This is a genomic window from Mesorhizobium amorphae (assembly GCF_014843845.1).
Taxonomy (GTDB): Bacteria; Pseudomonadota; Alphaproteobacteria; order Rhizobiales; family Rhizobiaceae; genus Mesorhizobium; species Mesorhizobium amorphae_A.
Map to the genome: position 1 here is coordinate 196,465 of NZ_JHQS01000024.1, position 13,325 is coordinate 209,789.

The following is a 13,325-nucleotide window of genomic DNA, read 5'->3' on the forward strand; positions in this document are numbered from 1 at the left end:
GGCTACGCTCTCAGGGCATCTGGCTCATGTCGTGGCCAGGCATCATGTTGATGTTCAGATGGTACATGACCCAGAGCGAGCCGGTCAGCGCGATGACCACCAGAATGAGGGTGAAGATCAGCGCCATCATGGTCCAACCGCTCTCCGAGCGGGTGTTCATATGCAGGAAGAACACCATGTGGACGACGATCTGCACCATGGCAAAAGCCATGATGGCGATCGCCGACGCCATTTGATTGCCCAGTGCGTTGCTCATGACCAGCCAGAAGGGGATAGCGGTCAGCACGACCGACAAGCCAAAGCCTGTCAGATAGCCGCGCAACGTGCCATGATCGACGCCGTGATCCGCATGCCCGTGTTCCTTGGTGTCGGCGTGGTGTCCGGCGCTCATCGCAACATTCCCATCAGATAGACGAAGGTGAAGACGCCGATCCAGATGACGTCGAGGAAGTGCCAGAACATGCTCAGGCACATCAGCCGCCGTTGGTTCGCAACGATGAGCCCGTGCCTGGAAACCTGGACCATCAGCACCACCAGCCAGACCAGGCCGAAGGTGACGTGCAGGCCGTGCGTCCCGACCAGCGTGAAGAACGACGACAGGAAGCCGCTGCGCTGCGGCGTCGCGCCTTCATGGATCAGATGCGCGAATTCGTAGAGTTCGATGCCGAGGAAGGCGAGGCCGAACAGGCCGGTAATCACCAGCCACATCTGCATGGACCTCACCCGTCCTTTCGCCATCTCCAGCATGGCGAAGCCGTAGGTGATGGACGACAGGAGGAGCATCGTCGTGTTGAGCGCGACCAGAGGAAGATCGAACAGATCCTTCGGCGCTGGCCCGGCAGCATAATTGCCGCCGAGAACGCCGTAGACCGCAAACAGCATCGCGAAGATGAGGCAGTCGCTCATCAGATAGATCCAGAAGCCGAGCATGGTGCTGTTGCCGCTCTCGGCATGCCCGTGGTCGTCTTCCAGGTGGAAGATCGTGTCGTCGCTCACATCATGCGCAAGGTCCATCGTGTTCACCCCGCCTGCGTGTTGGCCGCGAGCAGCCGCGTCCGCTCGTCTTCGACATGCGTGACGTCGCCGGACGCGATGTGGAAGTCGCGGTCGTAGTTGAAGGTGTGTGCGATGGCGTAGCCGATCAGGGCAACGAAGCTGACGATCGCCAGCCACCAGATGTACCAGATGAGCGCCACGGCAAGCACCACGCTCAACCCGGCCAGGATGACGCCGGCGCCGGTGTTTCGCGGCATGTGAATGTCGCGGAAGCCCGTCAGGGGACGCTGGTAGCCGCGCTGCTTCATGTCCGCCCAGGCGTCGCCGTCATGGATCACGGGCGTGAATGCGAAATTGTAGGCCGGTGGCGGCGACGCGGTTGCCCATTCGAGCGTGCGTCCGTCCCAGGGATCGCCGGTGTCATCGCGCAGTTGCTCGCGCCGCCGCACGCTGACGAAGATCTGGATCAGGAAAGACACGATGCCGAGCAGGATCAGGAAGGCGCCGAATGCGGCGATGATGAACCAGATCTGCAGCGACGGATCGTCGAAGACACGCAGCCGACGCGTCACGCCCATCAGCCCGAGAACATAGAGCGGCATGAAGGCGAACCAGAAGCCGACGACCCAGAACCAGAACGACATCTTCCCCCAGAACGGATCCAGCCGGAAACCGAACGCCTTGGGGAACCAGTAGCTGATGCCGGCGAACAGGCCGAACAGCACGCCGCCGATGATGACGTTATGGAAATGCGCGACCAGGAACAGGCTGTTGTGGAGCACGAAGTCGGCCGGCGGCACCGCCAGCAGCACCCCGGTCATGCCGCCGACTGTGAAGGTCAGCATGAAGGCCACCGTCCACATCATCGGCAGTTCGAAGCGGATGCGGCCGCGGTACATGGTGAACAGCCAGTTGAATATCTTGGCGCCCGTCGGGATCGAGATGATCATCGTGGTGATGCCGAAGAACGAGTTGACGCTCGCGCCCGACCCCATGGTGAAGAAATGATGCAGCCAGACGAGATAGGACAGGATGGTGATGACGATGGTCGCGTAGACCATCGAGGTGTAGCCGAAGAGGCGCTTGCCGCAGAAGGTCGAGGTCACTTCGGAGAATATGCCGAATGCCGGCAAGATGAGGATGTAGACCTCCGGGTGGCCCCAGATCCAGATCAGGTTCACGTACATCATCGGGTTGCCGCCGAAATCGTTCGTGAAGAAGTTGGTGCCGACATAGCGGTCGAGAGAGAGCAGCGCCAGCACCGCCGTCAGCACCGGAAAGGCGGCGACGATGAGCACGTTGGTGCACAGCGCGGTCCAGGTGAAGATCGGCATCCGCATCATGGTCATGCCGGGAGCGCGCATCTTGACGATGGTGCAGACGAGATTGACGCCCGACAGCAGCGTTCCCACACCAGCCACCTGTAGCGCCCATATGTAGTAGTCGACGCCGACATCCGGGCTGTAGCCGATGCCCGAAAGCGGCGGGTAGGCCAGCCAGCCTGTGCGCGCGAACTCGCCGACGAACAGCGACATCATGACGATGACCGCGCCGCCAGCGGTCATCCAGAAGCTGAAATTGTTGAGGAAAGGGAATGACACGTCGCGCGCGCCGATCTGCAGCGGGACGACGAAATTCATCAGACCGGTGACGAGCGGCATCGCCACGAAGAAGATCATGATCACGCCATGCGCGGTGAAGATTTGGTCGTAGTGATGGGAATTGAGGTAGCCCTCGGAGCCGCCGAAGGCCATCGCCTGCTGAAGCCGCATCATGATGGCGTCGCTGAAGCCGCGCAGCAGCATGACGATACCGAGCACCATGTACATGACGCCGATGCGCTTGTGGTCGACGCTGGTGAACCATTCACGCCACAGATAGCCCCAGAGCCGGAAAAAGCTCAGCGCGCCGACAAGGGTGATGCCGCCCAGCGCGACGACAACGAAGGTTGCCACGACGATGGGCTCATGGAGCGGAAGCGACTCGAGCGTCAGGCGGCCGAAGATCGCCTTGAGAAGTGCGGGATTGTCGAACATGTCTTGCGTGGCGCCTCAGGAGTTGAATGGCGACCGAAATGCGCCCGTTGCGGAGCGTGATGGCAGTCGGATCGACATGGGGGTTGGCCGTTGCAGACCTGCGCCGAGGATTGGCGTGAAGGTTGTCGGCAAGGCGGGTTGCGCCGCGTTCGTGGCTGCCGCCAGCGCTTGCTCTGTCGTGCATATGCTGGCGACATAGGATGGTGCGGGGCCGAAGACCGTGCCGCGCCGAGTGAACTTGTCGTACAGCAGCGGAACGGTGTTGTAGATGCCGGCCAGGCCAAGGCCGCCCCTGGCGTCGATCTGCGTCATCTCACTCATGCACATCTTTCCGGGCTCGACGCACATGTTGAGGATCGCCTTGTACAGGTCTGACTGGACGGAGGCGTAGCGGCGTGCCGGCTCGTTCTCGCTGGGCCGCTCGAGCTCCAGATAGCTGCTTCGGTCGAGCTTGCCGCCGCCGTCTTTCGCCTTCGCAACCCATGCCTGGAAGTCAGCGTCGTTCAGACCGTGGAACGCGAAGCGCATCCCGGAAAAGCCGGCGCCACTGTAGTTGGCGGAGAAACCCTCATAGTCGCCGGATTTGTTTATGACGGCGTGCAGCTTCGTTTCCATGCCCGGCATCGCATAGATCTGTCCGGCGAGAGCGGGGACGTAGAAGGAGTTCATCACCGATGCGGAGGTGATGCGGAAGGTGATCGGCCGATCGACCGGTGCGGCGAGTTCATTGATCGCGGCGACGCCGTATTCCGGGTAGATGAACAGCCATTTCCAGTCGAGGGCGACGACCTCGACCTCAAGCGGACGCGCGCCCAGCGTGAGCGACTTGCCGGCAGCGACACGGCCGATCGGCCGATAAGGGTCCAGAAGATGCGTACCCATCCAGGTTACCGCGCCAAGACAGATGATGATCAGCAGCGGCACTGCCCAGATGACGAGTTCGAGATGGGTCGAATGGTCCCAGTCCGGCTCATAGCGCGCCTCGCGGTTCGACTGGCGATAGCGCCAGGCGAAGAATATGGTGAGCGCCATCACCGGTATGATGACGATCAGCATCAATGCCGTAGATACCACCAACAGGTCGCGCTGCTGCGCGGCCACGTCGCCAGACGGGTTCATGACCACCATGCTGCAGGAACCGAGCGATGCCAGCAGGGGCAGCAGGACGAGGGTGCGAAGACGGCTCAATGGATGACCTGTCGGTTGTTCCCCCAAGTGCTAGCTGCACTGCAGCAATGAAGGCATTGGACAATTTGTCCAATGCCGCAATCATGCGCCAACCGGCATTAAGGCATCTGGCCCGCGCACATGGCACGCGATCGCATCTGAATGTGGTGCCAGACGCATCTCCCGGGCAACGGAGAACGCTGTGAGTCCAACTTCGAAGATCGAGGCCGACGCGAGACGCATCACCGCGCGCCATCATGAGGTGAACCCCGGCGAAATTGCCGTCGGCGTCATCATCGGACGGACATCGGAGTTCTTCGATTTCTTCGTCTATGCGATCGCTTCCGTCATCGTCTTTCCAAAACTCGTGTTTCCCTACCTGGATCCGCTAACGGGCACGCTTTACTCGTTTGGCATCTTCGCGCTCGCCTTCATCGCGCGGCCGTTCGGCACGACCATCTTCACGGCAGTCGACCGGGCCTATGGACGCAGCGCCAAACTGACCATCGCTCTGTTCCTGCTGGGCACCTCGACGGTGGCAATCGCCTTTCTTCCGGGTCATGAGCAGATCGGCTCGGCTTCGGCCTGGCTGCTGGCGCTGTTCCGCATCGGCCAAGGGCTGGCGCTTGGCGGCACCTGGGACGGGCTTGCCTCCCTGCTGGCGCTGAACGCACCGGGGAATCGTCGCGGCTGGTACGCGATGATCCCGCAGCTCGGCGCTCCGCTCGGACTGATCGTCGCAAGCGCGCTGTTTGCATTCTTCGTTGGCAATCTGTCGGCGGAAGACTTTTTCAGCTGGGGCTGGCGCTACCCGTTCTTCGTCGCTTTCGCCATAAATGTCGTCGCCCTGTTCGCGCGATTGCGGATCGTCGTGACGCCCGAATACACCAGGCTGTTCGAGAGCCGCGAACTGCAGCCGACCTCGGTGACCGAGACGCTGCGCGCGGAAGGCCGCACCGTCGTGCTCGGCGCCTTCGCGCCGCTGGCTAGCTTTGCCCTGTTCCACATGGTCACGGTATTCCCGCTGTCCTGGATATTCCTGTTCACGCGCGAAGGGCCGGCACGGTTCCTGGTCATCGAGACGATCGGAGCCATCTTCGGTCTTGCGGCAATCGTGATCTCCGGCTTCGTCGCCGACCGGGTTGGACGCTGGCCCCTGCTGGGCGGATCGGCCATTGCCATCGCTGCGTTCAGCGGCTTTGCCCCGCAGCTTCTCGACGGCGGCTTCGTGGGAGAGTCCGTCTTCATGGTGCTGGGCTTCATCCTGCTTGGCCTGTCGTTTGGTCAGTCTTCCGGCGCGGTGGCATCGAACTTTTCCAGGACCTACCGTTATACCGGCGCGGCGCTGACCTCCGATCTCGCCTGGCTGTTCGGCGCCGGCTTCGCGCCCATCGTCGCCCTGTTCCTCTCAAGCCATTTCGGACTGATCTCATCGGGCGCCTATTTGCTCTCGGGGGCAGCCTGTACCCTGCTGGCCCTCAGGCTGAGCCAGCGTCTGGACCGGACCGCTGCTTGAGTCGGAGGGTTCCAAGACTTTGCGCTGTCTCGCGCTGCTCGATCAAAGGCGGATCGGAAGCTTGGAGTTATCCCGACAAGCATATCGACCGATTGGCCATTAGATTGGAGCCGGCTACCGGAACGGACCTGCATGACCCTGCATGATAAAACCAACAAGCAGAATTTCCTGCTTCTGATTCAATTGCGCTGGATTGCGGTCGGCGGTCAGGTCGTGACGATTCTCTTCGTTCGCTACGGGCTCGGCATTGGCCTGCCGCTAACGCCTATGGTGGTGGTGATCCTGCTATTGACCGCGCTCAACATCGCCAGTCTGCTTCGGCACAGCAGCCAGGACGCCATCACCAACATGGAGCTCTTTCTCGGACTCCTGCTCGATGTCGCCGCATTGACTGTTCAGCTGTATTTGAGCGGCGGCGCGTCCAACCCATTCATTTCCCTCTATTTGCTCCAGGTCATTCTGGGCGCTGTGCTGCTCGAGACCTGGTCGGTATGGGCCCTGGTTCTGATCACCAGCGCGTGCTTCGTCGCGCTGACCAGCTTCTACCGGGAGATCATCCTGCCGCATGCGGACGGTACCGGGCTGTTCAGCCTGCACATCCAGGGCATGTTCATCTGCTTCGTCCTGGCGGCCACGCTACTGGTGCTCTTCATCACCAGGGTCCAGCACAACCTTCGCACCCGCGACGCGCATCTAGCCGATTTGCGCCAACAATCGGCGGAGGAGGATCATATCGTCAGGATGGGCCTTCTCGCCTCGGGCGCCGCGCATGAACTCGGCACGCCGCTCGCCACGCTTTCCGTCATCCTCAACGATTGGCAGCGCATGCCGACCCTCAAGGCCGATCCGGAGTTGACCCAGGAAATCCGTGAGATGCAGGGCCAACTGGATCGCTGCAAGAAGATCGTTTCGGGAATCCTGATGTCCTCGGGTGAACTGCGTGGCGAAGGAACCGTTCGCACCTCCGTGGATGCCTTCCTGGCGGAGCTGGTGGCCGAGTGGAGGTCGACGCGGCAGCCGCAAGGCTTCGAATACACGAACAATTTCGGGTCCAACCAACAGATCGTGTCCGACCCGGCGCTCAAGCAGGTGATCTTCAATGTCCTGGACAATGCACTCGAAGCGTCGCCTCATTGGATCGGGCTGAACGTCAGCCGTCACGAGGACAGTCTTGTCGCCGAAGTTGTCGACACGGGCCCGGGATTTGAAAAAGCCATGCTTGCGGAATTCGGCAAGCCTTATAGTTCGACCAAGAACCGGCCCGGCAGTGGGCTTGGCCTGTTTCTTGTCGTCAACGTCATCCGCAAGCTGGGGGGTAGCGTCGCCGTCAGGAACAGACCCGAGGGTGGAGCTTCGGTCACGTTGCATCTGCCGCTGGCTGCTCTGTCCCCAGGAGGCCACAATGCCGACTAAACGCGCGCTGTTGATCGTCGAGGACGACATCGCCTTTGCAAACGCGCTGCGCCGGTCTTTCGAACGGCGCGACTACGATACGCATATCTGCCAGAGCGTCGACGGCGTGCTGGCGCTCATCGGCACGGTTGTGTTTCGATATGCTGTCGTGGATCTCAAGCTTGCCGGCGGCTCGGGCCTCGAATGCGTCAAGGCGTTGCATGAACACGATCCGGAGATGAGGATCGTGGTCCTGACGGGTTTCGCCAGCATCGCCACGGCTGTCGAGGCGATAAAGCTCGGCGCCTGCCAGTATCTCGCGAAGCCCGCCAATACGGACGACATAGAGGCTGCTTTCGGCAAGGTCGACGGGGACGCATCAGTCCCGCTCACCGAACGGCACACCTCCATTAAGAACCTCGAATGGGAGCGCATCCACGAGACCCTTGTCGACACCGACTTCAACATTTCGGAGACGGCGCGGCGCCTCGGCATGCATCGGCGAACGCTAGCGCGGAAGCTCGAAAAGAGACGCGTGACGTGAAAGAGCGAAATTAGGAAACACCAACGGCCGCGCGCTTCGGAAAAAATACCGTCAGTCCGCAACGCCCGATCTCTACGCCGGCACATGGCCAGCAGCGGTCTCGTGCGGCGATCCGTCTGATTTTGGTCATCTTCGTGCTCGCCCTCGCCGGCCGGCAGGTGGGCTGTTTGGGACTGCATTTTACTGCGCCTGGCCTATCCGCACATGATGAACTGGATGGTGATTATGAGGAGACCCTTTATAACGGTCGCTGAAATTGCGATAATCAAGGGGAGACGATGCGTTACATACGTCCGCTTTCAATCGAAGATGCCGTTGGCCTGCTGGCCGGGTCGGCCGGCACGGCCGCCATTCTCGCCGGGGGCAGCGACCTCTTGGTGAGGATGAAAGGCGGCTTTGTCGAACCCGACCTGATCGTCGACATAAAGGCGATCGAGGGCTTGAGCGAAATCAGGGAAACGGCCGACGGTTTCAGCATCGGTGCCGCTGTCCCCTGCGCCGTATTGGGAGAGAGCGCGGCGCTGAAGAAGGCATGGCCGGGCGTCGTCGAAGCGGCCAAGCTGATCGGCTCGAAGCAGGTGCAAGGACGCTGCACCATCGTCGGCAATCTCTGCAACGCCTCGCCGGCGGCCGACAGCGTGCCGGCGCTGGTGGCCGCGGGCGCCAAGGCATTGGTTGCCGGGCCGGCAGGCAAGCGCACCATTCCCGTTGAGACCGTGCCGACCGGACCGGGCAAGACTTCGCTCGCCAAGGGCGAGATCATCGAGGCAATCCTGCTCGACAAGCGCCCGCCGCGTTCGGGCGATGCCTATCTGCGGTTCATTCCGCGCACGGAGATGGATATCGCGGTGGTCAGCGCCGGTGTGAACCTGACGCTCGATGAGCAAGGTGTCGTCAGGGTGGCCCGCGTGGCAGTGGGCGCTGCGGCACCCACGGTGCTTCTGGTGGAAGAGGCAGCCGAGGCCCTCATCGGCAGGACGCTGGACGAAGCGACGCTGGAGCGGCTCGCCAAGGTCTGCTCAGGCGCCTGCCGGCCCATTGACGACAAGCGGGGCACCATCGAGTTCAGAAGGAAGGTTGCGGGCGTGCTGGCCAAGCGGGCCACTACCACCGCCTATGCACGTGCAGGAGGCAAATGATGGCTGGTGTTGCAGTCTCAACGACGATCAACGGCGACAGCGTCGAGTATCTCTGCCAGCCGGACGAGACGCTGCTCGACGTGCTGCGCGACCGCCTCGGGCTGACGGGCGCCAAGGAAGGCTGCGGCACCGGCGACTGCGGCGCCTGCAGCATCATCCTCGACGACCGGCTGGTGTGCTCCTGCCTCGTGCTGGGGGCTGAAGCCGAAGGCCGGCGCGTCGAGACCGTCGAGGGCATGGCGCATGGCGACAGGCTGCACCCGCTGCAGCAGAAGTTCCTCGAGCACGCGGCCCTGCAATGCGGCATCTGCACGCCCGGCTTCCTGATCGCGGCCAAGGACCTTTTGGCCAAGAACCCCGACCCGACCGAGGAGGAAATCCGCTTCGGCCTCGCCGGGAACCTCTGCCGCTGCACCGGCTACGACAAGATCGTGCGCGCCGTCCAGGACGCGGCAAACGTGATGAAGGGAGCCTGAGATGAATTTCGATCCGCGCTACTCCGGACGCAATTTCTCGTCCGTCGGCACGCGCCCGATCCGTCCCGACGGCGTCGACAAGGTGACGGGCCGCGCCCGCTACGGCGCCGACTTCAACATGGCCGGCCAGCTGGTCGGGCGCGTTCTCAGAAGCCCGCACGCGCATGCGAAAATCACGAAGATCGACACCTCGAAAGCGGAGAAGCTTCCCGGCGTGAAGGCGGTGATCACCGCGGCCGATTTGCCGGACCTCACCGATGGCGATGCGTCCATGTATGACGTCCTCGACAACTGCATGGCGCGCGGCAAGGTGCTCTATGACGGCCACGCGGTGGCCGCGGTCGCCGCGGTCGACGCCCGCACGGCGAGGCAAGCGCTGAAGCTGATCGAGGTCTACTACGAGATACTGCCGCATGTCACCGATGTGGACGAGGCGATGAAGCACGCCGCGCCTCTCATCAACGACGCCATCTTCACCGAGGGCCTCGAGGAAAAGCCGGTAAAACCCTCCAATGTCACCAAGCGCAGCCAGTTCGGCCATGGCGATGTCCATCAGGGTTTCGGGCATGCCGATTTCATCGTCGAGCGCTCCTTCAAGACCGAGCAGACGCATCAGGGCTATATCGAGCCGCATGCCTGCGTGGCCAATGTCAGCTCCGACGGCACCGCCGACCTGTGGGTTTGCACGCAGGGCCATTTCGTCTACCGCCAGCACTGCGCTCAACTGCTTGGGCTCGAAGCCTCGAAGCTGCGCGTCACCTCCTCCGAGATCGGCGGCGGTTTTGGCGGTAAAACGCATGTCTGGGCGGAGCCGGTGGCGCTGGCGCTGTCGCGCAAGGCCGGACGGCCGGTGAAGCTGGTGATGACCCGCGAGGAGGTGTTCCGCGCCTCCGGCCCGACCAGCGCCACCTCGATCGACGTCAAGATCGGCGCCAGGAAAGACGGCACCATCACGGCGGCGGAAGCGACGCTGCGCTACACCAGCGGGCCTTATGCCGGCATGTGGGCAGAGCTCGGCGCGATGACGGCGTTCGCCTGCTACAAGCTCGATAACGTCAAGACCGTCGGCTACGAAGTGCTGGTCAACCGGCCGAAGACCGCGGCCTATCGCGCGCCCTCCGCGCCGATGGCGGCCTTCGCGGTGGAAAGTGCGGTCGACGAGCTCGCCAAGGAGATCGGCATCGATCCGGTCGAGTTCCGCATCAAAAACGCCGCGCAGGAAGGCACCAGAGCCTCCTACGGCCCGGTCTACGGCCCGATCGGCATCGGCCCGACGCTGGAGGCGGCGAAGCACCATCCGCACATGAAGGCGCCGTTGGCGAAGAACCAGGGGCGCGGCATGGCCTGCGGCTTCTGGTTCAACTTCGGCGGCCAGACCTGCACCGACCTGAACATTGGCATGGACGGCACGGTCTCGCTTGCCGTCGGCACGGTGGATGTCGGCGGTTCGCGCGCGTCGCTGTCGCTGGTGGCGGCGGAGGAGCTCGGCATCGACTATTCTCACGTAAAGGCGATCGTCGCCGACACCTCCTCCCTCGGTTACAACGACATGACCGACGGCAGCCGCGGCACCTTCTCCTCTTCAATGGCGACGATCTCGGCCGCCCGCAACGCCATCAAGGTGCTGCGCGACCGCGCCGCTCAGATGTGGGATATCCCCGTCGACGACGTGATCTGGGAAAACGGCCAGGCGATCGCCAAAGGCGAGAAATACGGCAACCTGTCGCCGCTGTCTTTGAAGGAGATCGCCGCCCAGTCCGGCAAGACCGGCGGACCGATCGCCGGCCATAGCGAGCTCGTCGCCGACGGCGCAGGCGTGTCCTTCGCCACCCATATCTGCGATATCGAAGTCGACCCCGAGACCGGCGCCACCAGGGTGCTGCGCTACACCGTCATCCAGGACGCCGGCAAGGCGGTGCACCCGACCTATGTCGAAGGCCAGTACCAGGGCGGTGCCGCGCAAGGCATCGGCTGGGCGCTCAACGAGGAGTATATCTACGGCAAGGACGGGCGGCTGCAGAATGCCGGCTTCCTCGACTACCGCATCCCGGTCTGCTCGGACCTGCCGATGATCGACACCCAGATCCTCGAGATCCCCAACCCCAACCACCCCTACGGCGTGCGCGGCGTCGGCGAGACGTCGATCGTGCCGCCGCTGGCAGCAATCGCCAATGCGGTGTCGAATGCCGTGGGCGTGCGGATGACGCATATCCCGATGTCACCGCCGCGCATCCTGGCGGCGCTCGAGGCGGAAGGCTGATGGTCGAAGTGACGCTCTGGGGGTCGCTTGGAACGGCCGCCGGAGGCAAGAACAAGGTCGACGTCGAGGCCAAGGACATAAGGGAGCTGTTCAGAAAACTGGGTGAGCAGTATCCCGGCCTCGAGCCCTGGATCGATCGCGGTATCGCTGTCTCCATCGACGGGGTGATCTATCGCGACACCTGGTCGAAGGAATTGCCACAAGGCGCTGAAATTTTCCTGCTGCCGCGTCTCGCCGGGGGGTAACTACCATCGACGACCAGCGGCTCTGCGTTTCCGCGAAACGATGAACCGGTCCAGGGTCGACACCAGTGTATGCGCACCAGCTCGCGTTCAATCGGCGAGAGGGATAAACTGACGGCATGCAAATGCGCGCGCTCGATCATATTGTGCTCTGTGTTAGCGATATTGCAACCACGTGCCGATTCTACGAGCGCGTGCTGAACATGCAGTCGCGGGAAGAACGTCCCGGCAAATGGTCGCTGTACTTCGGTATGAACAAGATCAGCCTGCAGGATGCCCGCGCATCGCCAGCCATTGCACGCGACACCGTTCCGGGAAGCGGCAACTTCTGTTTGCTAACCGATACTCCGATGGATGCGGTCATCCTGCATCTTGAGCGTCATGGCATAGCGATTGTGGACGGGCCAGGCGAGCGGGCCGGTGCGCTGGGTGCACTCCTGTCGGTCTACTTCAAGGACCCCGACGGCAACCTCATTGAGGTGAGCAATCAACTCTAGGACAGCATCTGGCTGCGGCTGGCCTTCCCTTCGACTCCAGATAAATATTCTGTCCTTCCTTTGTAAGGCTGGCATCTGGGTTGACGGTCGGAAAAGCGCCGTCGCGCCAGTTGTGTGCGCACCTCATTAGACGGTTTCGAGCCGGCTGAACCGAACCGGGATGAGTTTCCGAGTCTCGAGTTGCCCTACCGCATCCTTGTCGATGGTAGTCAGAAACTGTACTCCTTCAGACACCAAAGGCAGAACCAGACGTCCCGCTGGCTTGAGCTGCTCCAGCAAAGCTGGCGGCGTCCGCTCAGCCGCCACGCTAAGCAAGATCTTGTCGAATGGGGCATGCTCGGACCAGCCGCGAGACCCGTCTCCGACACGAATGGCAACATTGGAAAAGCCAATGCCCTGCAGCAAAATCTCGGCATGGCTTGCGAATTCCTCGATGATCTCGACGCTCCAAACTTGTCCGGCGAGTTCCGCGAGGATTGCCGTTTGGTAGCCCAGGCCAGTGCCGATCTCGAGCACTGCCTCGTGCGGCTGAGGAGCGAGGAGATCGGTCATCAGAGCGACAATGAAGGGTTGCGAGACGGTCTTATCAAAACCGATCGGCAGCGGCATGTCCTGGTAGGCATAGGGCGCCAGCGGGGCTGGCACGAAGAGATGCCGCGGAACCCGCCGCATCGATGCCATCACCCGCTCATCGAGCGTTGCCTTGCCGAGTTCTTCACTTGCAAGGTCGGCATGGATCGCAATCACCTCGACCATGTGCCTGCGTAGAACTGCCAGATGCTCTTCATTCATCGGCTTCATGACGGTGGGACGTTCCTCAACCAGTCTGCTGCCAGATAGCTTTATATCCTGTTCGTCTTGTCACTGTAACGCCCGCCATCATTTTCCAGTGAGAGCCTGCGGCAAGCGCGGGTGACTTGGGGCCGTCCGATATTCAAGCACTTGCAGCGCGGATGGTAACGCCGGGACGACGAACTCCAAGCATGGTCGCCACGCGGCACGGTCTCGTTGACATGGTGCAGCCCTGCCAGCAGGTCGCGATCAAGGATGGAGCCCTCCG

General features: G+C 62.3%; 13 protein-coding genes. 8 read left to right on the forward strand and 5 right to left on the reverse strand.

The window, feature by feature from the left end; translation table 11 throughout:
- Positions 1-10: 10 nt before the first annotated feature.
- From cyoD to cyoA, 4 genes are read right to left on the reverse strand one after another with little or no spacing between them, the layout of a single operon-like run.
- Positions 11-391: a cytochrome o ubiquinol oxidase subunit IV gene (gene cyoD, locus DH08_RS13845; protein WP_192179826.1), complete on the reverse strand. Its 381-nt coding sequence runs from the start codon at positions 389-391 to the stop codon at positions 11-13.
- Positions 388-1,014 carry a cytochrome o ubiquinol oxidase subunit III gene (cyoC, locus tag DH08_RS13850; RefSeq protein WP_192179827.1) on the reverse strand — a complete coding sequence of 209 codons (627 nt, stop codon included), beginning with the start codon at positions 1,012-1,014 and terminating at the stop codon, positions 388-390. The genes cyoD and cyoC overlap by 4 nt, the downstream gene beginning before the upstream one ends.
- A 5-nt stretch (positions 1,015-1,019) precedes the next feature.
- Complete coding sequence (gene cyoB, locus DH08_RS13855) at positions 1,020-3,032, reverse strand: cytochrome o ubiquinol oxidase subunit I (RefSeq protein WP_192179828.1); 2,013 nt, start codon at positions 3,030-3,032, stop codon at positions 1,020-1,022.
- Positions 3,033-3,047: 15 nt separating this feature from the next.
- Complete coding sequence (gene cyoA / locus DH08_RS13860; protein ID WP_192179829.1) at positions 3,048-4,220, reverse strand: ubiquinol oxidase subunit II; 1,173 nt, start codon at positions 4,218-4,220, stop codon at positions 3,048-3,050.
- A 181-nt stretch (positions 4,221-4,401) separates the two neighbouring features.
- Here cyoA and DH08_RS13865 point away from each other — a divergent pair, with 181 nt between their 5' ends.
- The 8 genes from DH08_RS13865 (at position 4,402) to DH08_RS13900 (ending at position 12,265) form a co-directional block, all read left to right on the forward strand.
- Entirely contained in the window at positions 4,402-5,715 is a 1,314-nt protein-coding gene (locus DH08_RS13865; RefSeq protein WP_192179830.1) for an MFS transporter, read from the forward strand.
- Between the two features lie 132 nt (positions 5,716-5,847).
- A complete protein-coding gene (locus tag DH08_RS13870; RefSeq protein WP_192179831.1) occupies positions 5,848-7,128 on the forward strand; it encodes an ATP-binding protein in 1,281 nt (426 codons plus the stop codon).
- Complete coding sequence (locus DH08_RS13875; protein ID WP_192179832.1) at positions 7,118-7,651, forward strand: response regulator transcription factor; 534 nt, start codon at positions 7,118-7,120, stop codon at positions 7,649-7,651. The genes DH08_RS13870 and DH08_RS13875 overlap by 11 nt, the downstream gene beginning before the upstream one ends.
- Positions 7,652-7,929: 278 nt before the next feature.
- Positions 7,930-8,790, forward strand: a complete 861-nt coding sequence (locus tag DH08_RS13880; protein WP_192179833.1) for an FAD binding domain-containing protein — start codon at positions 7,930-7,932, stop codon at positions 8,788-8,790.
- Positions 8,790-9,266, forward strand: a complete 477-nt coding sequence (locus DH08_RS13885) for a (2Fe-2S)-binding protein (protein WP_192179834.1) — start codon at positions 8,790-8,792, stop codon at positions 9,264-9,266. The genes DH08_RS13880 and DH08_RS13885 overlap by 1 nt, the downstream gene beginning before the upstream one ends.
- A 1-nt stretch (position 9,267) precedes the next feature.
- Positions 9,268-11,526: a xanthine dehydrogenase family protein molybdopterin-binding subunit gene (locus DH08_RS13890; protein WP_192179835.1), complete on the forward strand. Its 2,259-nt coding sequence runs from the start codon at positions 9,268-9,270 to the stop codon at positions 11,524-11,526.
- The gene (locus DH08_RS13895; RefSeq protein ID WP_192179836.1) at positions 11,526-11,771 is read left to right on the forward strand and encodes a MoaD/ThiS family protein; all 246 of its coding nucleotides are present in this window, start codon (positions 11,526-11,528) and stop codon (positions 11,769-11,771) included. The genes DH08_RS13890 and DH08_RS13895 overlap by 1 nt, the downstream gene beginning before the upstream one ends.
- Positions 11,772-11,887: 116 nt before the next feature.
- Entirely contained in the window at positions 11,888-12,265 is a 378-nt protein-coding gene (locus tag DH08_RS13900) for a VOC family protein (protein WP_192179837.1), read from the forward strand.
- A gap of 126 nt (positions 12,266-12,391) precedes the next feature.
- Here DH08_RS13900 and DH08_RS13905 read toward each other — a convergent pair whose 3' ends face one another.
- Entirely contained in the window at positions 12,392-13,066 is a 675-nt protein-coding gene (locus DH08_RS13905) for a protein-L-isoaspartate(D-aspartate) O-methyltransferase (RefSeq protein ID WP_192179838.1), read from the reverse strand.
- Positions 13,067-13,325: the final 259 nt, after the last annotated feature.

Coding starts and splice junctions, on each gene's coding strand:
- DH08_RS13890 (WP_192179835.1), top strand. CDS start 9,268: ATGAATTTCGATCCGCGCTACTCCGGACGCAATTTCTCGTCCGTCGGC.
- DH08_RS13900 (WP_192179837.1), top strand. CDS start 11,888: ATGCAAATGCGCGCGCTCGATCATATTGTGCTCTGTGTTAGCGATATT.
- cyoC (WP_192179827.1), bottom strand. CDS start 1,014: ATGGACCTTGCGCATGATGTGAGCGACGACACGATCTTCCACCTGGAA.
- DH08_RS13870 (WP_192179831.1), top strand. CDS start 5,848: ATGACCCTGCATGATAAAACCAACAAGCAGAATTTCCTGCTTCTGATT.
- DH08_RS13905 (WP_192179838.1), bottom strand. CDS start 13,066: ATGAAGCCGATGAATGAAGAGCATCTGGCAGTTCTACGCAGGCACATG.
- DH08_RS13875 (WP_192179832.1), top strand. CDS start 7,118: ATGCCGACTAAACGCGCGCTGTTGATCGTCGAGGACGACATCGCCTTT.
- DH08_RS13895 (WP_192179836.1), top strand. CDS start 11,526: ATGGTCGAAGTGACGCTCTGGGGGTCGCTTGGAACGGCCGCCGGAGGC.
- cyoB (WP_192179828.1), bottom strand. CDS start 3,032: ATGTTCGACAATCCCGCACTTCTCAAGGCGATCTTCGGCCGCCTGACG.
- DH08_RS13885 (WP_192179834.1), top strand. CDS start 8,790: ATGGCTGGTGTTGCAGTCTCAACGACGATCAACGGCGACAGCGTCGAG.
- DH08_RS13880 (WP_192179833.1), top strand. CDS start 7,930: ATGCGTTACATACGTCCGCTTTCAATCGAAGATGCCGTTGGCCTGCTG.
- cyoD (WP_192179826.1), bottom strand. CDS start 391: ATGAGCGCCGGACACCACGCCGACACCAAGGAACACGGGCATGCGGAT.